Below are 20,021 nucleotides of genomic sequence, written 5' to 3' on the forward strand. Positions count from 1 at the left end.
TTCGTCTCGAACCCTACGCGGCCGCCGCGTGCCAGAAGTCCCGCATCCAGCGCGGCGGCACGGGGTCGTCCGCACCGACCTGGGTGAGCAGGACGGCCACCGTGCCGGTGGCGGGGACGACGTGCGCGGTGGTGCCGGTGCCGCCGACCCAGCCGTACCGGCCCGGGACGTGCCAGGGCTCGGTGACGGCGATGTCCACCGCGCCACCCATCCCCCAGCCCTGGCCGTCGAGGAAGAGCGCGCCGATCTCGCGGTGCGCCGCGGTGGTGTGGTCGGTCGTCATCAGCCGGACGGCCTCGGGGGTGAGCACGCCGGCGCCACCGGCCAGGAGCATGCGGCCGAACGCGACCCAGTCCCCCGCCGTCCCGGCGAGGCCGCCGTTGCCGAGCGGCAGCGCCGGCATCGTGCGCCACTGGCCGTCCGGCGGATCGGCGAGCACCAGGCCGCCGGCGGTCTTCTTGTAGAACGCGGTGGACCGGCCGGGTGCGGCCACGAAGCCGGTGTCGGTCATGCCCAGCGGGGCGAAGATCCGTTCGGCGAGGAAGCCGGGGAAGGACTGTCCGGACGCGCGGGCGACGAGCAGGCCCTGGATCGTCGAACAGGTGTCGTACAGCCAGGCTTCCCCGGGCTGGTAGACCAAGGGCACCCGGGCGAGCCGCGCGAGCCAGACGTCGGGCTCAGGGAAGCTCTGCACCTCCCGGCCGTCGCCTTGCACGGGGAACAGCGCCTGCACGGCCGGGAGCGTGAAGTCCGACGGGAAGCCCCAGCCGGCCTGGCCGGTGAGCACGTCGAACACCGTGATCGGCCGCTTCGCCGGGACGACGTCGTCGAGCGCGCCCGATGGCGTCCGCACGACCTTCGGCTCGGCCAGCTCGGGCAACCAGCGGCCGATCGGGTCGTCGAGGGCGAGCCGGCCGTCGTCCACCAGCACCAGCACCGCGGCCGCGGTGATCGGCTTGGTGATGGACGCGAACCGGAACAGCGTGTCTTCGGCCATCGGGCGGCTGCCCTCGGCGTCGACCGAGCCGACGGTCACGACCTCCCGCCGGCCGCCCCGGTCCACGATCGCCACCGCCCCGGGCAGCGTGCCGTCGTCGACGTAGCCGTGCAGGGTCTCGCGCAGGCTCATGATCCTCCCCCAGGGCCGGTCCGGCCGACGATACTTCAGCGGGCCGGGATGATCGCCTGGTGCGGGCCGCCCAGGCCGTGCGGGCTGAGCAGCCGGCCCATTCGCTTCGGCATCCGCAGCGTGATCGCGCGGTCGAGGACCCGCGCGCCGGGCGCGGCTTCCACCAGCCGCGTCTCGTAGGCCGTGCAGTCGGCCGGCACCCGCAGCCACGCCGACACGACGAGGTTGCCCTCCCCCACCACCGCCGCGGCGAGCCGGGTCTCCGGCAGCTGCGCGATCGCGGTGCCGGCGCGGTCGAGCTCCGTCGCGCGGGCGTCGAGGCGGTAGCCCGCGATCACCGGCCAGCCGGCCGGGACGTGCGCGAGGTCGCACCGGAAGTCGAGTTCGTGGTTGCGCAGCATCCGCGCCAGCGTGCGCCGCACCGCCGACTCGCTCATCCCGCAGTCGCGGGCCAGCACCGCGTAGCTGCGCCGCCCGTCCTCGCCGAGCGACTCCACCAGCGCGCGCAGGCCCTGGTCGTTCCACTGCTGCGGCACGACCAGCCGGGCCTGCACCGCGGTGTCGTCCAGCACCGCCCGCTGTTCGGGGGCGAGCGCGTCGACCAGCCACCCGCTGCCCTCCCGGTAGACCCGGGTCGCGACGGCGAGGCGAACTTCCCGCACCCCGGGCAGGGCGCCGATGCGGCCGGTGACCAGCGCGTCCAGCGCGTCGAGGTCGCGGGCGGACAGGCCGAGGAACAGCGCGAACCGGCTGGTCGTGCGCTCGACGCTGAACACCGACGGCCAGCCGCACAGCTCGTGGGTGAGGGCGCTCAGCGCGTCCGGGCGGCAGGCGAGGTCGACGTAGCCGACGGTGGTCGTCGGCGGGGTGCAGTAGGCGGTGAGCCAGGCCAGCCCGGCGGTCTGCAGCCGCTCCCAGCGGCGGGCCGCCGTCGTCGCGTCGGTGCCGACGGCGGCGGCGATGCGCGTCCACGGCGCCCTGGGGTCGCGCTGGAGCGCCTCCACCAGCGCGAGGTCCGACGCGCTCAGCCCCGGGCGCGCCGCTTCCGGCGGCGCACCGGGCGAAACGGGCATGGCGCATTGTGACCTGGTCATGATCGGCTGCCAAGGGGCCGCCGGTGGGTCCGGCGGCCCCTCGTCGTCCCTACCGCCGCCGCAGGCGCGGCACCACGGCCGCGCCGGCCACCAGCACGAGGACACCGCCGAGCGCGAACGGCAGCACCGGCACGTCGGCGGGGTCCGCCGCGGGCACCGCGCGTTCGCGGCCGCCGTACCCACCGCCGGCGCCGTCGCGGTCGTAGGCCGAGCCCGGCAGCTTGTCCGCGTACCGCTCGTGCAGCGCCGTGCGGTACTGCCCGAGGGACACCTTCGTGCCCGCGGCCAGGCCGGTGACCGAGCCGTCCAGCACCGTCACGGCGTCGCCGTGCACCGCGTACCAGGCGTTGACCTGCGGCTCGTGCAGGAGGTAGCCGCCGGCCGCGGCCTGGGCGTACTGCCGCTCGTAGTCACCGGAGGCGACGTTCACGACGGTCCAGGCCGGGCCCTGCCGCTCCGCCCACACCGTGGCGGCGGTGCCGTCGCCGGTTCGGGCCGGGACCGCGACGTAGGCGAGGGCGGCGGGGACGTCCGACTTCCCGGTGACGAACGCCGCGGTCGGCTCGAAGACCGGCACCTGCATCCCCGGGTCGGCGGTCTGCTGCCCCGCCGCGGCCGCCGCGTGGCTGCCGGGGAACTTCGTCGTCGCCAGGCGGCCGAGGGTGGCCGGGCCGCTCGTGACCTGGCCGATGGCCGCGGTGTCGGCGGCGGTCGGCGCGCCGTCGGGCCCGCTTGCCGCGCTTGCGGCGCCGTCCGTGGTGAGCATTGCGGCGCCGGCCAGAACGGCCACGCCCAAGACTTTCCGCAGCATGCTCATCCCTCGATCCCGTACAGCGTGTGGGTCCACTGGAACTGGCTGTTCGAGCGGTAGGTGTCGTAGTTCATCGAGTTGTAGCGGCTGTTGCCGGGCCACGGGTCGCCGTATTCGACGCGGGTGGTGCCGCTGGAATTGTCATATCCGTAGAGCACGTGCATGTGGCCCCCACCGGAGCGCCAGCCGATCCGCGTGCCGACCGGCTTCCCGGCGTCGATCTGGGTTTTGACGCCGGTGAAGGAAAGCGTCCGGCCGCTCGAGTTGTACGTCCCGGCGTTCGTGAAGCCGAGGTAGCGGAACACGCGCTGCTGGTCGGACAGGTAGCCCTGGTTGTTGGCGCAGTCGCTGCCGGATTCGTTGTGCGCGACCTGGCAGAACCGGGTCTGGGTCAGGGAGTATCCCCAATAGGCGGCGATCGTGTTGCCGCTGGCGTCCCAGCACCACTGGTCCTTCTGCTGCGCCTGCATGGTGATCCCGAGATCGGTTCGCGCCGCGGCCGCGACGGCAGGCGCCGGGGCCGACAGCCCGACGACCGCGAGCGCGGTGAGTCCACACAGGACTCCTGAGATGGATTTCACGAAATACTCCTCCAGCCGGTGACGATTCGACGTGGTGGCACGGAATACTCCGCTCCCGGCACGGTCATCCGGTACCTACCAAGGGAGGATTGCGTTGGCGGAAAACGATTCCGGCGGATCCCGGCAGTTCCGGGACGCCGGATTCCGGCATCGGCCCGGGGGCGCCGGACGGATTCCGGCGGCCCCGGTCGTCGCGCCGAGGGGTGGCGTCCTGGTCCGGCGGGCGGAGCCTCCGCGCGACGCGAGAGCGGCGGTGTAGTGGCGGTGTAGCGGCGGCGCGCAGGGTTCTCCCCGTCGACGCCGGGACGCCCGCCCCGGCCTACTGAGGGAGACACCCATGCGAATGATCTGCCAGGCGGCCGCGCTGTCGGCCGCCCTGCTCTTCGGCGGCGCGACCGTCGCTTCGGCCGCCACCGCCGCACCGTCGGAGGTCTATTCCGAGGTCACGGCCGCGGACATCGCCGACCCGGGCGCGGTGATCACCGACTCGGCGGCGGACCTGGCCGCGGCGCGGACCGCCAGCCAGGCGATCGCCTGGTTCTCCAGCCGCACCGGCAGCACGGCCTACCAGGGCTACTGCGAGAAGGCGGTCCGACTGGCGTGGGACCGCGTGACCCACCACGCGAGCGCGATCGACCACTGGCGTTCGTCGGACGGCGCCCGCCACACGACGGGCACCCCGCCCCGCGGCGCGTTCGTGTTCTGGAACATCTCGTCGTACGGCCACGTCGGCATCGCCGACGGCAGCGGCGGAGTCTGGGCGACCAGCGTGAACGGCGCGATCGGCCACGCCCGCCAGGGCTACTTCGCGAACTACCTCGGCTGGAAGCCGGGCAACAGCAACTGAGAGTGCGGTCGGGGGGGGGGGGGGGGGGGGGGGGGCCGCCCCCCCCCCCCCGCCGGGGAAGGATCAGCCCTGGTATTCGGCGGCGACGTCGATGATCCAGGTGACGCCGAAGCGGTCGACGAGCATGCCGAACGCCGGGGCCCACTGGGCCGGCCCGAATTCTTCGATGACGGTCGCGCCCTCGGCGAGGCTCTTCCACACGGGGGAGACCTCGTCGACGGTGGCGCCGCGGACGGACAGGAAGAACGGCTCCTCGGTGATCGTCGTGCCGTTCTCGCGGCGGGTGGTGGGCGCGGCCGGGGTGGCCGGGCCGTCGGTGCCGGGGACGTCGTAGGCCATGACGCTGAAGCCGTTGTCCGCGGTGACCTGGCCGAACACCACCTTGTCCGCGTCGGGCAGCCCGGCGGGCATGCCGAAGTCGCCGTAGGTGACGACGGTGGCCTGGCCGCCGAAGACCGACCGGTAGAACTCGAGCGCCTCGCGGGCCTGGCCGGTGAAGTTGAGGTGGGCGACTGCGGTGAGCGACATGTGTTCCGGTCCTTTTCGAGGTGTCCCGCCGCCGGAGGGGTTCCGGCGACCAGGCCACGATCGCAGCAGTAGCGGCCAGGGAACGTCCGCTTCTCGTGGCACCATGGAAGTCATGCCGGTCGCTTCCTCGACGGCGACCTCGGGTCGCCTGCTCTCGCTGCTGTCCCTGCTGCAGGCCCGGCGCGACTGGCCAGGCGCGCTGCTGGCCGGCCGGCTGGGTGTCAGCGAGCGGACCGTGCGCCGGGACGTCGACCGGCTGCGCGAGCTCGGTTACCCGGTCCAGGCGGTCAAGGGGCCGGACGGCGGCTACCGGCTCGAAGCCGGGGGACAGATGCCGCCGCTGCTGTTCGACGAAGAGCAGGCGGTCGCGCTCGCGGTGGCGCTGCGGATCGCCGTCGGGACCGGTGCGGGGATCGAGGAAGCCGCCGCGCGGGCGCTGGCCACCGTGCGGCAGGTGATGCCGTCGCGGCTGCGGCAGCGCGTCGACGTGCTCGAGATCGCCGCGGCCGGCGGTTCCGCGGTCCAGGTCGACACGGACATCCTGCTCGCGCTGAGCTTGGCGATCCGGGCCACCGAGGAAGTGCGGTTCGACTACGAGGCACCGGCGGCGGACCCGGGTCCCCGGCCGCCCCGGCGGGTGCAGCCGCACCACCTCGTCGTCCGGAGTGGACGGTGGTACCTGATCGGCTGGGACGCGGTCCGGGAGGACTGGCGGACCTACCGCGTGGACCGGCTGCGGCTGCGCGTGCCGAACGGGCCGCGGTTCACCCCGCGGGAGGTGCCCGGTGGTGACGTCGCGACGTTCCTCGCCGCCCGGTTCAAGGGCTCCGCCACCGCCGACGTCTGGCCGTGCCGGGGCGAAGTGGTCCTCGACCTTCCCACCGCCTACGTGGCGCCGTTCGCCGGCGACGGGGTCGTCGAGGAGGTCGCCTTCGGGAAGACCCGGCTGCTGACCGGCTCCTGGTCGTGGCCGGCGCTCGCCGCTGGTCTGCTGCGCTTCGAGTGCGAGATCGAGGTGGTCGGCCCACCGGAGTTGCGGGCGGCCTTCGCGGAACTGGCGGGACGGGCCACCCGCGCGGCAAACCACGGCGCCTGACCGCTCGCTCGGCCGGAGGTCAGTCCGGCTCGTGGTTGAGGGCGCCGGAGCGGAAGGACGAGACGGCGGCATCGGTGAAACCGAGCGTCCGCACGGCATCGAGCAGCCGCGGATCGTCGTGGACTTCGGCGGCCACGGCGGCGTCGAGCTCGATCCGGGCCGTGCCGCCGAGGTCGCGGACCCGCACGTCGCGGTAGCGCAGGCCGCGCTCGTCCAGGGCCGCGCGCACCACCGATTCGGCCTGCTCGATCCGGGCCAGCGTGGCCGTCGTGATCGGGATGCCGTAGCGGACCCGGCTCGCCAGGCAGGGCGCGGCCGGTTTGTCCGCCCAGGCCAGCCCCCAGCGCCGGGCGATGGCCCGGACGTCCTCTTTGGACAGACCGAGCGTCCGCAGCGGCGTGTGCACGCCGAGTTCGTCCCCCGCGCGGATGCCCGGCCGGAACGGGTCGACGGCGTCGTCGGCGTTCGTGCCGGTGGCCAGCGCCGGAAACCCGTGGGCGACGGCCACTTCGGCGATCGTCGTGAGCACCGTGGTCTTGCAGAAGTAGCAGCGCTGACGCCCGTTGGCCGCATACCCGGGCTCGGCCAGCTCGCCGGTCTCCGGGGTGAGGTGGCGGACCCCGAGCTCGGCCGCGATCCGCCGCGCGCCGGCCAATTCGACCGCGGCCAGGCTCGCGGAATCCGCCGTCACGGCGAGCACGTCCGCCGGGCCGAGGGCGCGGACGGCGGCCGCGAGCACCAGCGCCGAGTCGGTGCCTCCGGAGAACGCCACCGCGGACGGTGCCGGTGCCGAGGGGGAGCGCGCCACAGTACACAGTGGACACTTCCAGGGCGTCGAGCGCGGCGCAGACGCCGATGACGTCGACGAGCGTGTCGTGGCCGCCGAGTTCGTGGAGGTGGACGCGCTCGGGCGCTTCCCCGTGCAGCCTGCCTTCCACTTCGGCGATCGCGCGCAGGGCGGCAACGGCTCGTTCCGCGACCGGCGCGGGCTCGACCCGCCCGGCCATGGCGATCAGCTCGGCCGCGGAACGGCTGGTCGCGTCGTCGGCGACGGCCACGAGCGCGCGAGCCGCGGTCAGCCCGTGGGTGAGCAGGGACTCCACGCGCAGGTCCCACCCCGTCAGCCCGCTGGTGGCGACGGCGGCCCGGATGCGCTCCAGTGGCGCGCCGGCGTCGACCAGGGCGGCCAGCAGCATGTCCCCGGCCAGGCCGGTGAACGGCGTGATGACGCAGATCGTCATCGGGGTCTCCGCAGGACGTGGGCGAGCCGGAACGCGGCCATGGCGGCGCCGAACCCGGAGTCGATGTTGACGACGGTGATGCCGGCCGCGCAGGAGGCGTGCATCGCGAGCAGCGCGGTCACGCCTTCGAGGCCCGCGCCGTACCCGGTCGAGGTGGGAACGGCGATCACCGGGCAGGCGACCAGCCCGCCGACGGCCGAGGCGAGCGCGCCCTCCTTGCCCGCGACGACGATGACCGCGTCGGCCTCGCGCAGCCGTTCCGTTTCGGCCAGCAGACGGTGGATACCCGCCACGCCCACGTCGATGACCGTCCGCACGTCCAGACCGATGGCCGCCGCGACTTCGGCGGCCTCGTCGGCGACCGGCCCGTCGGAGGTGCCGGCGGCGGCCACCGCGACCGTGAAGGCGGTCGCCGAGGCCGGGCGCCAGACCAGCAGCCGCGCGCCGGGGGCGTAGCGGCCGCCGGGGACCTCGGCCAGCACCGCACGAGCCGGCTCCTCGTCGACCCGGGTGACCAGCACCGGCCCGGTGTTGTGCGCGAGCAGGGTCCGCACGATGGCCGCGATCTGCGCCGGGGTCTTCCCCGGCCCGTAAACGACTTCCGGAAGTCCTTGACGGTGTTCGCGGTCCAGGTCGACGCGCGCGAACCCGAGGTCGGCGGTGCTCATGCCGGCACGTACGGGATCGTGAGCGGGCCTTCCGGGAGCACGCACGCTCGCGCGCCCGGCCCGGCCCGGTCGAGCGCCTCGGCCACAGTGGTCGCGATGTCGGTGGTCCGGGTCAGGTGCGCCGTCGCGAGGTCGGCTTCGGTGAGCGTGCCGGTGTGCATGACGACCCGGCAGTCGTCCTGGATCTTCGCCTGGATCTGGACCTGCCACTGGTCGGGCACGGTCTCCCGGCGGGCCGCGATCTCCGCGAGCAGGGCCGCCGGGGAACTCGCCGAGGCGAGGACTTCGCGGTAGGAACCGTGGTCGGGGAACCCGTCCCGGCACTCCGCGGCGCACACGATCGTCCCGCCCGGCTTGGTGATCCGGTGCGCCGCCGACATCCCTTTGACCGACTGGTAGAGGTTCTGGTCGAGGGGATATCCGGAATTGGTCGTCACCACCACGTCGAACGGCGCCGGTACCGGCCGCATGGCGACGTCGCGGGCGGCGCGGGCCGCGGTCGCGTGCATGGCGAGCAGGTCGCCGCCGAAGGCCCCGATGACCGCCTTGTCACGGTTGAGGATGACGTCGAGGGCGAAGGTGACGCCGGTGGCCGCGGCGATGGCGCGGACGTCGTCGTGCACGGGATTGCCTTCGGTGACCCCCCAGGTGGCGTTGGCGTGCCCGATCCGGCGGGCGTCGTGCAGCACCAGCACGGTTTCCAGGGCCGCCAGCCCGGGTGCGACGAGCTTGGGGCCGCCCGAAAAGCCCGCGAAGAAGTGGGGTTCGACGAACCCGGTGGTGATCCGGACGTCGGCAGCCACCCACTCGCTGTTCAGCCACACCGGGACGTCGTCGCCGTGGCGGCCCAGCCAGGTGAGGCTCGCGCGGTCGCGGGCGTCGTGGTTCACGATCCGGACGGTGTCGACGATTTCGTCGCCGAACATCGCGCGCAGCTCGGCGGCGGAGTTGCCGCGGTGGGTGCCGGTGGCCACGAGGACGACGACGTCTTCGAGACGGACGATGCCGTCGAGCTCGGCGAGGATCGCCGGGATCATCAGTTCCCGTGGCTGCGGCCGGGTTCCGTCGCACGCCGAGATCGCGACCGTCTGCCCCGGCCGCACCCGGTCGCGCAGCGGCGGCCCGGCGACCGGTTCCCGCAGCGCCCGGCGCAGCAGGACGTCCGCGGGTTGGGCGACCGGGTGGTGCACGGGCGTCACGACCGTGGTGACCGCCGGATCGATGGCCAGCTCGAGACCGGTTTCACCGTAGGCGAGCCGGACGGTCCGGGCCGTCATGGCGCCAGCCCGTAGACGCGGCTCGCGGTCTGGCCGCGGACGGCGTCGCGTTCGGCCGGTGTCAGGCCGTCCAGGAGGCTGTCGGCGGCGTCCATGACTTGCGCGTACGTCCCCGCGAGCAGGCACACCGGCCAGTCGGAACCGAGCATCAGCCGGTCCGGGCCGAACGCGGCGAGCGCGGTTTCCGCGTACGGCCGCAGATCCTCGACCCGCCACGGCCGGCCGGCTTCCGTCACCAGACCGGACAGCTTGGCGACGACGTTGGGTTCCCGGGCCAGGGTGGCCAGCCCGGTCGCCCAGGGCTCCAGCTGCCCGGCGGCGATCGGCGGTTTCGCGAGGTGGTCGAGGACGAAGGTGAGCTCCGGCAGCGCCCGGACCGCCGCGGTGGCCGCCGGGAGCTGGTGGGGCAGCACGAGCAGGTCGTACACCAGCCCGGCGTCGCGCACCGCCGCGAGCCCGGCCAGCACGTCTTCCCGTTCCAGCCAGCGGGGGTCGGGCTCGGCCTGGACGAGGTGGCGGATGCCGGCCAGCAGTTCGCCGCCCGGCGCCGATCGCAGCCGTTCGAGGTCCTCCGACGGCGAGCCGGTGAGGTCGATCCAGCCGACGACGCCGGCGATGAGCGGCTCCGCGGCCGCGGTCGCGAGGAACTCGACGGACTCCTCGAAGTCCGGCAGGACCTGGACGAGCACCGTCGCGTCGATCCCCAGGGCGGCCGCGCGCAGGTCGTCCGGGGTGAAGTCGCGCCGGATCGCGGCGGTGTCGTCACCGTCCAGCCACGCGTGGCGGCGGACGGAGGTTTGCCACAGGTGGTGGTGCGCGTCGACGCGCCGGCCGGTCACGCCCGGCCGATCTCGTGGTGCTGACGGCCGAGGCCGTCGATGTCCACCGTCACTTCGTCCCCTTCGGACAGGTAGGGGAAGTCGTTGGCACCGAAGGCGACGCCCGCCGGCGTGCCGGTGTTCACGACGTCGCCCGGCTCGAGCACCATGAACTGGCTGAGGTACCAGACGATGTGCCGGACCCCGAAGAGCATGTTCCGCGTGGTGCCGTCCTGGCGCGGCTGCCCGTTGACGGCCAGCCGCAGGCGGAGGTCCTGCGGGTCGCCGCCCTCGTCCGGGGTGACCAGCCAGGGCCCGAGCGGGTTGAACGTCTCGCAGGACTTGCCCTTGGTCCACTGGCCGCCGCGTTCGTGCTGGAAGTCGCGCTCGCTGACGTCGTTCGAGACGGCGTACCCGGCGATGACCGCGTCGGCGTCTTCCGGCGTCGAGAGGTACCGCGCCCGGCCGCCGAGCACCACGGCGAGTTCGACCTCGTAGTCGGTCCGGGTGCTGGTGCGCGGGATGAGCACGGTGTCGTGCGGGCCGACGATCGTGTTGGTGGCCTTGAGGAACACCACCGGCTCGGCGGGCGGCTGCGCGCCGGTTTCCGCGGCGTGGTCGGAGTAGTTCAGCCCGATGCAGACGAGCAGGCCGGGCCGGGCCACCGGGGCGCCGACGCGCAAGCCGGTGGCGTCCAGGACGGGCAGGGTGCCCTCACGCAGCGCCGCCCGCGCCCGCGCGACGCCGTCGGCGGCGAAGAAAGCGCCGCCGACGTCCGGGGTCAGCGACCGCAGGTCCCGCGCCGCACCGGTTTCGTCGAGGACGACGGGGATCTCGTGGCCGCGGTCGCCGAGGCGTTGGAAGCGCATGGCCTCGGACCGTAGCAGACGTATGATGTCTCTTTCAAAGGTTGGTGAAGTCATCATACGTTAAATCACGTTGCGTAGTAGACAATCACTGTAAGTCCAAGTTATTGCCGTGTTACGGACCTGCTCTGGACAATCCATGGGTCAGCGCGTAGCCATACATATGTTGTCTGCGCCGAATGAGAGGTGGACCCGTTGGCCGAAGTGATCAGCGCGATCGACGCCGTGGACGTGCGCTTCCCGACTTCGCTGAGCCTGGACGGGTCGGACGCGATGAACCCGGAACCCGACTACTCGGCGGCCTACGTGACGATCCGCACGAGCGACGGCGACGAGGGCTACGGGCTCGCCTTCACCGTGGGCCGCGGCAACGACGTCGAGGTCGCCGCCGTCCGGGCGCTCGTGCCCCTGGTCGTCGGGATGCCGGTGAGCGACGCGCTCGCCGACCTCGGCGCCTTTTCCCGCCGGCTGACCGGCGACAGCCAGCTCCGGTGGCTGGGCCCGGACAAGGGCGCGATCCACATGGCCGCCGCGGCGATCGTCAACGCGGCCTGGGACCTGCGGGCCCGCCGCGAAGGCAAGCCGGTGTGGCGGCTGCTGGCCGAAATGCCGCCGGAGGAACTGGTCGGCCTGGTCGACTTCCGGTACCTGCAGGACGCGCTGACCCCTGGCGAAGCCCTCGACATCCTCCGCCGTGCCGAACCGGGCCGCGCGGCGCGCCAGGCCGAACTCCTGGACTCCGGTTTTCCCGCCTACACCACGACTCCCGGCTGGCTCGGGTACTCGCCGGAGAAGCTGGCGGCGCTCGCGAAGGAGGCGGTCGAAGACGGGTTCACCCAGATCAAGCTCAAGGTCGGCGCCGACCTCGACGAGGACGTCCGCCGGCTGCGGCTGGCGCGCGAGGTCGTGGGGCCGGACGTCCGGATCGCCATCGACGCCAACCAGGCCTGGGGCGTCGGGCAGGCCATCGAATGGCTGCGCCCGCTCGCCGAGTTCGACCCGTACTGGATCGAGGAGCCGACCTCGCCCGACGACGTGCTCGGCCACGCGGCGATCCGCCGGGCGGTCGCGCCGATCAAGGTGGCCACCGGCGAGCACACCCACAACGCGGTGATGTTCAAGCAGCTGCTGCAGGCGGAGGCGATCGACGTCCTCCAGCTCGACGCGAGCCGGGTCGCCGGGGTCACCGAGAACGTCGCGATCCTGTTGCTGGCCGCGAAGTTCGGCGTCCCGGTGTGCCCGCACGCCGGCGGGGTCGGGCTGTGCGAGATGGTGCAGCACCTGGCGATGTTCGACTTCGTCGCGGTGAGCGGCACCCAGACCGACCGGGTCATCGAGTACGTGGACCACCTGCACGAGCACTTCGTCGACCCGGTGCGGATCGAGCGGGGCCGCTACCTGGCCCCGGTCGAACCGGGACTCGGGGCGCGGCTGCACACCGAATCCGTGGCCCGGTACCGGTTTCCCGACGGCCCGGTCTGGCAGCGCGACGCGGTGGTGGTCGCGTGAGCGGCGGGGAGTTCGACGGCTTCCGGGCGCTCGTGACGGGCGGAGCCTCCGGGATCGGGCTCGCCACCGCGCGGATGCTCGCCCGGCGGGGCGCACAGGTCGTTTGCCTCGACCTGAACGAGAAGGTCGAAGAACCCCTGACCGGGGTGCGGGCCGACGTCTCGGACGACGGTTCGGTGCGAGCCGCGGTCGCCGCCGCGGTGGACCACCTCGGTGGCCTGGACGTCCTGGTCAACAACGCCGGGATCGGCGCGCAAGGAACCGTCGAGGGCAACGACGACGCGGAGTGGCACCGCGTGTTCGACGTCAACGTGGTGGGGATGGTGCGGGTGACCCGTGCGGCCCTGCCGCACCTGCGCGCGTCGCCCGCGGCGGCGATCGTGAACACCTGCTCGATCGCGGCGACCGCCGGGCTGCCGCAACGAGCGCTCTACAGCGCCACGAAAGGTTCGGTCCTCGCGCTCACCCGCGCGATGGCCGCCGACCACCTGGCCGAGGGGATCCGCGTCTGCTGCGTGAATCCCGGCACCGCGCACACCCCGTGGATCGACCGGCTGCTGGCCACGGCCGATGATCCCGACGCCGAGCTGGCCGCGCTCGCCGCGCGCCAGCCCACCGGGCGGCTCGTCACCGCCGACGAGGTCGCCGCGGCGATCTGCTACCTGGCCGGCCCGGACGCCGGCGCCACCACCGGCACCGATCTCGCCGTGGACGGCGGGATGTCCGGCCTGCGGCTTCGCCCGAAACCTGTCAACGAGGAGAGGTCATGAAGTTCCAGCACCTGCGTGCCGCCGCTGTCGTCACAGCCGGCGTCCTGTCCGCGGCCGCACTGGCCGGCTGCAGCGGCGGCGGTTCGACCGCCGCTCCGGGCGGCAAAACCGTCGTGGGAGTCGACTACCCGCGCTCGGACACCGACTTCTGGAACGCCTACATCAAGTACGTGCCCCAGTTCGCCGGCCAGTTCGGGCTCGACCTCAAGACCACGAACTCGCAGAACGACGTCGCGAACCTGACGGCCAACGTGCAGACGATGATCAGCCAGGGCGTCAAGGGCGTGGTGATGGCGCCGCAGGACACCGCGGCGATCATCCCGACGCTGCAGCAGCTCGCGGGCAAGAAGATCCCGGTCGTGTCCGTCGACACCCGCCCCGACCAAGGCAACGTCTACATGGTCGTGCGGGCCGATAACCGCGCCTACGGCGAGAAGGCCTGCCAGTTCCTCGGCACCAAGCTCGCCGGCCAGGGCAAGGTCGTCATGCTGCAGGGCGACCTCGCCTCGATCAACGGCCGGGACCGCACCGAAGCCTTCAACGACTGCATGAAGAAGAACTTCCCGGGCATCACCGTGTTCGGCGAGGCCACCAACTGGGACGCCAACACCGCCGCCCAGAAGCTGCAGACCCGGCTGACGGCGAACCCGGACATCAAGGGCGTCTACATGCAGTCCAGCTTCGCCCTGTCCGGCACGCTGCAGCTGCTCAAGCAGCGCGGCCTGGCGGTTCCGGCGAGCGACCCGAAGCACGTGTTCATCGTGTCCAACGACGGCATTCCCGAGGAACTCGCGAAGATCCGGGCCGGCGAGATGGACGCGACCGTGTCCCAGCCCGCGGACCTGTTCGCCAAGTACGCCTTGCAGTACGTCAAGGACGCCATCGCCGGCAAGACGCCGGCGGCGGGCAAGACCGACCACGACAGCACCATCATCGCCGTCCGCGACGGCCTGATGGAGGACCAGCTGGCCGCGCCGCTGGTCACCGCGGACGGCGCCAAGTTCGGGCCGGTGAGCAGCGTCAAGGTCGACGACCAGTCCCTGTGGGGCAACAGCAAGAGCTGAGGCGGTTTTCGGAGAGGAACCGAACATGAACACCGTGCCGGTCGTCGAGGCCCGTCAGGTGGTCAAGCGCTACGGCGCCACGGTCGCGTTGGACGAGGCCGACCTGACTGTCCTACCCGGACAGACGCACGCACTCGTCGGCCGCAACGGGGCCGGCAAGTCGACCCTGGTGTCCGTCCTCACCGGACTGACCGAGCCGGACGCCGGAACCGTGCGGCTCGACGGGGAACCGGCTCCGGCACTGGCCGACCGGGACGCCTGGCGCGCCCGGGTGGCCTGCGTGTACCAGCGGTCGACGATCATCCCCGAGCTGTCGGTGGCGGAGAACCTGTTCCTCAACCGGCAGGAGACCCGCGGCGGGTTCGTCCGCTGGGCCGCGCTGCGCCGCTCGGCCACCGAGCTGCTCGAGCGCTGGTCGGTGGACGTCGACGTGCACCGGCCGGCGCGGGAGCTGAGCGTGGAACAGCGGCAGTTCGTGGAGATCGCGCGGGCCCTGTCGTTCGGCGCCCGGTTCGTCATCCTCGACGAGCCGACCGCGCAGCTCGACGGGGCCGCGATCACCCGGCTGTTCGGGCACATCGCCGAGCTGCAGCGGCAAGGCGTCACGTTCCTGTTCATCAGCCACCACCTGCAGGAGGTGTACGAAATCTGCGACACGGTGACGGTGTACCGGGACGCCCGGCACGTCCTCACCGCGCCGGTCGCCGAGCTGCCGAAGGCCGACCTCGTGGCCGCGATGACCGGGGAGAACGCCGTCACGGTGCAGGAGCGGACGTCCTCGGCCCGCCACGGCCTCGAACCCGTGCTGCGTGTGGCCGACCTCAGCCTCGCCCCGTACTTCGCGGACGTGTCGTTCGACGTCGCGCCCGGGGAGATCGTCGGGCTGGCCGGGTCGGGCGGCAGCGGCAAGACCGAGCTCGCCGAGGCCTTGGCCGGGCTGCGCAAACCCACCTCCGGCACGGTCTTCGTCGGGGACTCCCGACCTCGGCCCGGCGACGTCCCGGCCGCGCTGGCCGCGGGCGTGGGCTTCGTCCCGGAAGACCGCCACCACCAGGGTTTCGTGCCGGAGATGTCCATTGCGGACAACACCACGATGAGCGTGATGGACCGGCTCGGCCCCGGCATCTTCGTCCGGTCGGGCCTGCGCGACCGGCTCGCCGGGAAGCTGATCACGCGGCTGGCGGTGAAGACCCCCGGCCCGGAGCTGCCGGTGTCCGCGCTGTCCGGCGGCAACCAGCAGAAGGTCGTCATGGCCAGGGCGCTGGCCGGCGATCCCCGCCTGCTCGTGCTGATCACCCCCACCGCCGGGGTCGACGTGCGGTCGAAGGAGTTCCTCCTGGGCAAGGTCGCGGAGGCCGCCGCGGCGGGCACCGCGGTGCTGATCGCCTCGGACGAACTGGACGACCTGCGCGTGTGCGACCGGCTGCTGGTCGTGGTGCACGGCCGGCTCGCCACCGAAATACCCGCAGGCTGGCAGGACCGCGAGGTCGTGGCCGCCATGGAAGGAGTCGACCTCGATGCCTGAAAGCCCCGCCGCGGTGGACGTCCCGCCGCGGACCGGATCCGGCACCGCCCGGCCGCCCCGGCGCATCGCACTGGCCCGCCTGCGCGACTTCGCGCTGGTGCCCGGGATCATCGCGATCGCCGTCGTCGGCCAGCTGGTGAACCCGGTGTTCCTCCAGTACGACAACGTGATCAACATCCTGCAGACGATGTCGGAGATCGCCCTGCTGGTGCTCGCCCAGACGATGGTCCTGGTCGTCGGCAAGATGGACCTCTCGCTGGAATCCACCTTCGGCCTCGCACCGGGCGTGGCGGCCTGGCTGACGATCGGCGGCGGTCATTCGCTCGGGCTGCTGCCGTCGTGGACGGCGGTGCCGGTGGTGCTCCTGGTCGGCGTGGTGGTGGGGGCGCTCAACGCCCTGCTGATCGTCCGGTTCGGGCTGAGCGGGTTCGTCGTTACGCTCGGCATGCTGATCGTGCTGCGCGGCCTGCTGACCGGGATCTCCGGCGGCCAGACGTTCTTCGGGCTGCCCGATTCGGTGCTCTACCTCGGCACCACGCTGTGGGCCGGGATCCCGGCGTCGATCTGGATCTGCGTGCTGCTGTTCGCCGGCGGGATCGTCCTGCTCGGCTACACCCGGTTCGGCCGCAGCCTGTACGCGATCGGCGGGAACGAAGACGCGGCGAAGGCCGCGGGCATCCGGACCGACCGCATCGTGTGGATCGTGCTGATCGGGGCCAGCGTGCTGGCCGCGCTCGGCGGGCTGCTGCTCTCGGGCCGGCTCGCGTCGGTGGCCGCGGCGCAGGGCAACGGCTACATCTTCACGGTGTTCGCCGCCGCCGTGATCGGCGGGGTGAGCCTGAACGGCGGCCGGGGCACGCTCTTCGGTGCCTTCACCGGCATCCTGCTGCTGTACATGATCCAGAACGTGCTGACTCTGGCCGGCGTGCCCGCCCAGTGGATCGGCGCGCTCAACGGCGCCATCATCCTCATCGCGCTGGTGATGTCCCGCATCACCAGCGGCAAGCGGCAGACCTGATGGCGGACCTCGGCCTGGGCACCGCGGGCCTGGGCAACGTCTTCGAGGAGATCGACGACGAAGCCGCTGCGGAGGTCATCGCCGCGGCGGCCGATGCGGGGATCCGGTACTTCGACACCGCGCCCTACTACGGCTTCGGGCTGGCCGAGCGCCGGCTCGGCCGGGCGCTGGCGCGGCTGCCCGCGGGTTCGTTCACGGTGTCGACGAAGGTGGGCCGGACCCTGACCGGCGAAGGCTGCGTCTTCGACTTCTCCGCGGACGCCATTCGCCGGGGAATCGAGGGCAGTCTCGACCGCTTGGGCCTCGACCGCGTCGACATCGTGTACCTGCACGACCCCGACGACCACGAAGAGCAAGCCGCGAACGAGGCGTGGCCGGAACTGTGCCGGCTGCGCGACGAAGGCGTGGTCGCCGCGATCGGCGTCGGGATGAACCAGTGGGAGATGCCCGCCCGGTTCGTCGAGCGGCTCGACGTCGACGTCGTCCTGCTCGCCGGCCGGTACACGCTGCTCGACCGCAGTGGTGAGCGGCTGCTCGACCTCTGCGGCGAGCGCGGGGTCGACGTCGTGCTCGGCGGGGTGTTCAACTCCGGCCTGCTCATCGACCCCCGGCCGGGCGTGTGGTTCGACTACGCCCCGGCGCCGGCGGACCTGCTGGCCCGCGCGCGGGCCATGCGCGAGGTCGCCGCGTCGGCGGGGTACGACCTGGCCGCGTGCGCGCTCGCGTTCGCCGCCGCGCACCCCGCCGTCACCTCCGTCCTGGCCGGCGTCACGAGCGCCGCTCAACTGCGGGCGAACCTCGACGCCTTCCGCCGCGAGGTGCCGTCCGAGCTGCTGCTCCGCCTGATTTCCGGTTAGCTCCCCATCACCCTCTGGAGAGTGCAATGACGCCCCCTACCCAGAATCCGTTGTCCCGCAGGCAGTTCGGTGCGCTCGCGGCGGCCGGGCTCGCGGCCGCGGCCGTGCCGCCCGCGCTGGCCGGCCCGGCGGCCGCCGCTGCACCCGGCGAGCCGTACCAGCCCACCTGGCCGTCGGTCGACCGGCACCCGCCCGCGCCGGAGTGGTTCCAGGACGCCAAGTTCGGCATCTACTGGCACTGGGGCGCGTTCACCACCCCGGAGTTCGGCAGCGAGTGGTACGGCCGGAACATGTACATCCCGGACAGCGGCGAGAACAAGCACCACAAGGCGACCTACGGCGACCCCGCGGTGTGGGGCTACGACCGGTTCATCGACGGCGGCACCGACGTGGCCGGCAACCACGTGCAGTTCGCGCCGAAGCTGGTTTCCCAAGGCGGGCAGTTCGATCCGGAGGAATGGGCACGGGTGGTCAAGGCGTCCGGGGCGAAGTTCGCCGGCCCGGTCGCCGAGCACCACGACGGGTTCTCGATGTGGGACAGCACGGTCAACGAGTGGAACTCGGTGGCGCGCGGGCCGCGGCTGAACCTGCTCGACCTGTTCGGCAAGGCCATCCGCGGGCAGGGCTTGAAGCTGCTGGTCGCGATGCACCACGCGTTCAACTACAACGGCTTCTACGACTTCGCGCCGCCACAGTCCACCCCGAGCCTGCGCAAGCTCTACGGCCAGCTGCCCCGCGCCGACGAGGACGCGCTCTGGCTGGCCAAGCTCAAGGAAGTCATCGACCGCGCGCAGCCGGACATCCTCTGGCAGGACTTCTCGCTGAACTCACCCGGCTACTGCATCAACAGCGGCCCGTGCGCGGTGGGGGAGCAGCAGCGCCTCGAATTCCTGGCCTACTACTACAACCAGGCGCAGACCTGGGGCAAGGACGTCGTCTCGACGTTCAAGCACTTCGACCACGGGTTCACCACCGCCGGCGAGGTGGCCGACTACGAGCGCGGCGGGCCGGCCGACATCGTCACGCCGTACTGGCTCACCGACGACGCGATCAGCAGCAGCAGCTGGAGCTACACCCGGGGCATCGGCTACTACTCCAGCACCCAGATGATCCACGCGCTGATCGACCGGGTCAGCAAGGGCGGCAACATGCTGCTCAACATCTCGCCGACGCTCGAAGGCACCATCCCGGCCGAGCAGCGGGCCGTGCTCGCCGACTTCGGCACCTACCTCGGGCGCGTCGGCGAGTCGATCTACTCGACGCGCGTCTGGGACGTCTACGGCGAGGGCCCGACCAAGATGGGCGGCGGTTCGTTCGTCTCGCCGAAGGTGGGCACGGCCAAGGACTTCCGGTTCACCCGCGACAAGGCAGGCGGTGTGCTCTACGCGACCGTGCTGGCCTGGCCCGGGGCCACGGCGGACATCACCACGCTGTCCGGCAAGCGGATCGACCTGAGCAGCCTGCGGCGGGTCGAACTGCTCGGTGCTCCCGGTGCGCTGAAGCACACCCAGGACGCGAGCGCGCTGCACGTCACCCTGCCGGCGGCGAAGCCGTTCGAATCACCCGCCTACGTGCTGAAGCTGACGTTCGACGGCCGGATCCCGGCGGTGGGCCCCGCGTCCGGCGCGACCGTGTTCGCCGACGTCGGTTATCGTGGCGCGAGCGCGGCGCTGGGGGCCGGCAGCTACACCGCGGCTCAGCTGCTGGCCAGGAACATCCAGCCCAGGACCATTTCCGCGATCTGGCCGGGAGACGGCTACCAGGCCATCGGCTACCCCGGCGACAACCTCACCGGCACCCCGCGCAAGTACGTGACGGCGACGCCGGATCTGCGCACCTCCGGGTTCAACGACACGATCGTCTCGCTGCGCATCGCGTTCGACCCCGCCCGGTGGTTCCGCATCGTCAACGTCACCAGCGGCCTGGCCGTGGACGGCGGCGGCGCGGTCGCGGCGGGCAGCGCGCTGAAGGTCTGGACCCCGGACGGCAGCACGAACCTCCAGTTCGGCATCGAGGACACCGGCGACGGGTTCGTCAAGCTGACCAACCGCACCGACGGCCTGGTGATCGACGGCGCGGGCGCGACCACCGCGGGCGGCAACCCGGTGCAGTCCGGCTACACCGGCGCGGCGAGCCAGCAGTGGTCGATCACCGACACCGGCGGCGGTGTCTGCGTGATCGCGAACCGGGCGAGCGGGCTGGTCCTCGACGGCGGCGGGTCCGTGCCCTCGGGCTCCCCGCTCAAGGTGTGGTCCGACGACGGCAGCGCCAACCTCCGGTGGACGTTCTCCGTTGGTTGAGATGTCTCTGTTCGACGGAATT

19 protein-coding genes and 1 pseudogene are annotated in these 20,021 nt (G+C 72.4%); 9 read left to right on the plus strand and 11 right to left on the minus strand.

Annotated elements, in window-relative coordinates; translation table 11 throughout:
* Positions 1-13: 13 nt before the first annotated feature.
* From ISP_RS16670 to ISP_RS16685, 4 genes are read right to left on the minus strand one after another with little or no spacing between them, the layout of a single operon-like run.
* Positions 14-1,129 carry a serine hydrolase domain-containing protein gene (locus ISP_RS16670; RefSeq protein WP_013226268.1) on the minus strand — a complete coding sequence of 372 codons (1,116 nt, stop codon included), beginning with the start codon at positions 1,127-1,129 and terminating at the stop codon, positions 14-16.
* Between the two features lie 35 nt (positions 1,130-1,164).
* Complete coding sequence (locus ISP_RS16675) at positions 1,165-2,223, minus strand: Lrp/AsnC family transcriptional regulator (RefSeq protein WP_235190571.1); 1,059 nt, start codon at positions 2,221-2,223, stop codon at positions 1,165-1,167.
* A 49-nt stretch (positions 2,224-2,272) separates the two neighbouring features.
* A complete protein-coding gene (locus ISP_RS16680) occupies positions 2,273-3,034 on the minus strand; it encodes a hypothetical protein (RefSeq protein ID WP_034285439.1) in 762 nt (253 codons plus the stop codon).
* A gap of 2 nt (positions 3,035-3,036) precedes the next feature.
* Complete coding sequence (locus ISP_RS16685; RefSeq protein ID WP_013226265.1) at positions 3,037-3,615, minus strand: papain-like cysteine protease family protein; 579 nt, start codon at positions 3,613-3,615, stop codon at positions 3,037-3,039.
* Positions 3,616-3,952: 337 nt separating this feature from the next.
* Here ISP_RS16685 and ISP_RS16690 point away from each other — a divergent pair, with 337 nt between their 5' ends.
* Positions 3,953-4,462, plus strand: a complete 510-nt coding sequence (locus tag ISP_RS16690; RefSeq protein ID WP_013226264.1) for a hypothetical protein — start codon at positions 3,953-3,955, stop codon at positions 4,460-4,462.
* 63 nt (positions 4,463-4,525) lie between these two features.
* Here the strand turns inward: ISP_RS16690 and ISP_RS16695 are convergent, their stop codons facing one another.
* On the minus strand, positions 4,526-4,990 hold the full coding sequence (locus ISP_RS16695) for a VOC family protein (protein WP_013224943.1): 465 nt from the start codon (positions 4,988-4,990) through the stop codon (positions 4,526-4,528).
* A gap of 112 nt (positions 4,991-5,102) precedes the next feature.
* Between ISP_RS16695 and ISP_RS16700 the strand changes: the two genes are divergently transcribed.
* Entirely contained in the window at positions 5,103-6,086 is a 984-nt protein-coding gene (locus ISP_RS16700; protein WP_013224944.1) for a helix-turn-helix transcriptional regulator, read from the plus strand.
* Between the two features lie 19 nt (positions 6,087-6,105).
* On the opposite strand, the gene larE is transcribed toward ISP_RS16700, so the two are convergent.
* From larE to ISP_RS16730, 6 genes and pseudogenes are all read right to left on the minus strand, one after another.
* Positions 6,106-6,894, minus strand: a complete 789-nt coding sequence (gene larE / locus ISP_RS16705) for an ATP-dependent sacrificial sulfur transferase LarE (RefSeq protein ID WP_013224945.1) — start codon at positions 6,892-6,894, stop codon at positions 6,106-6,108.
* 25 nt (positions 6,895-6,919) lie between these two features.
* Positions 6,920-7,327 (minus strand): annotated as a pseudogene (gene larC / locus ISP_RS16710) (nickel insertion protein); the annotation flags it as partial.
* Positions 7,324-7,995, minus strand: coding sequence for a nickel pincer cofactor biosynthesis protein LarB (gene larB / locus ISP_RS16715; RefSeq protein WP_013224946.1), 672 nt, complete (start codon positions 7,993-7,995; stop codon positions 7,324-7,326). The gene larB and the pseudogene larC, both read right to left, overlap by 4 nt.
* Positions 7,992-9,272, minus strand: a complete 1,281-nt coding sequence (gene larA / locus ISP_RS16720) for a nickel-dependent lactate racemase (protein ID WP_013224947.1) — start codon at positions 9,270-9,272, stop codon at positions 7,992-7,994. The genes larB and larA overlap by 4 nt, the downstream gene beginning before the upstream one ends.
* A complete protein-coding gene (locus ISP_RS16725; RefSeq protein ID WP_013224948.1) occupies positions 9,269-10,111 on the minus strand; it encodes an amidohydrolase family protein in 843 nt (280 codons plus the stop codon). Before ISP_RS16725 ends, larA begins: the two co-directional genes overlap by 4 nt.
* A complete protein-coding gene (locus ISP_RS16730; RefSeq protein WP_013224949.1) occupies positions 10,108-10,959 on the minus strand; it encodes a fumarylacetoacetate hydrolase family protein in 852 nt (283 codons plus the stop codon). Before ISP_RS16730 ends, ISP_RS16725 begins: the two co-directional genes overlap by 4 nt.
* Positions 10,960-11,142: 183 nt before the next feature.
* Between ISP_RS16730 and ISP_RS16735 the strand changes: the two genes are divergently transcribed.
* The 7 genes from ISP_RS16735 to ISP_RS16765 are packed head-to-tail and all read left to right on the plus strand — an operon-like array spanning position 11,143 to position 19,999.
* Positions 11,143-12,465: a mandelate racemase gene (locus ISP_RS16735; RefSeq protein WP_013224950.1), complete on the plus strand. Its 1,323-nt coding sequence runs from the start codon at positions 11,143-11,145 to the stop codon at positions 12,463-12,465.
* A complete protein-coding gene (locus ISP_RS16740) occupies positions 12,462-13,235 on the plus strand; it encodes an SDR family NAD(P)-dependent oxidoreductase (RefSeq protein WP_013224951.1) in 774 nt (257 codons plus the stop codon). Before ISP_RS16735 ends, ISP_RS16740 begins: the two co-directional genes overlap by 4 nt.
* Positions 13,232-14,299 (plus strand): sugar ABC transporter substrate-binding protein, encoded by a 1,068-nt coding sequence (locus ISP_RS16745; RefSeq protein ID WP_013224952.1) that lies wholly within the window; start codon positions 13,232-13,234, stop codon positions 14,297-14,299. The genes ISP_RS16740 and ISP_RS16745 overlap by 4 nt, the downstream gene beginning before the upstream one ends.
* A 25-nt stretch (positions 14,300-14,324) precedes the next feature.
* Positions 14,325-15,824, plus strand: a complete 1,500-nt coding sequence (locus ISP_RS16750; RefSeq protein WP_013224953.1) for a sugar ABC transporter ATP-binding protein — start codon at positions 14,325-14,327, stop codon at positions 15,822-15,824.
* Positions 15,817-16,842: an ABC transporter permease gene (locus ISP_RS16755; protein ID WP_013224954.1), complete on the plus strand. Its 1,026-nt coding sequence runs from the start codon at positions 15,817-15,819 to the stop codon at positions 16,840-16,842. Before ISP_RS16750 ends, ISP_RS16755 begins: the two co-directional genes overlap by 8 nt.
* Positions 16,842-17,699 carry an aldo/keto reductase gene (locus tag ISP_RS16760; protein ID WP_013224955.1) on the plus strand — a complete coding sequence of 286 codons (858 nt, stop codon included), beginning with the start codon at positions 16,842-16,844 and terminating at the stop codon, positions 17,697-17,699. The genes ISP_RS16755 and ISP_RS16760 overlap by 1 nt, the downstream gene beginning before the upstream one ends.
* Positions 17,700-17,749: 50 nt before the next feature.
* Positions 17,750-19,999, plus strand: a complete 2,250-nt coding sequence (locus ISP_RS16765; RefSeq protein WP_013224956.1) for an alpha-L-fucosidase — start codon at positions 17,750-17,752, stop codon at positions 19,997-19,999.
* The last annotated feature ends 22 nt before the right edge of the window (positions 20,000-20,021 follow it).

This window comes from Amycolatopsis mediterranei, assembly GCF_026017845.1.
GTDB classification, from domain to species: domain Bacteria; phylum Actinomycetota; class Actinomycetes; order Mycobacteriales; family Pseudonocardiaceae; genus Amycolatopsis; species Amycolatopsis mediterranei.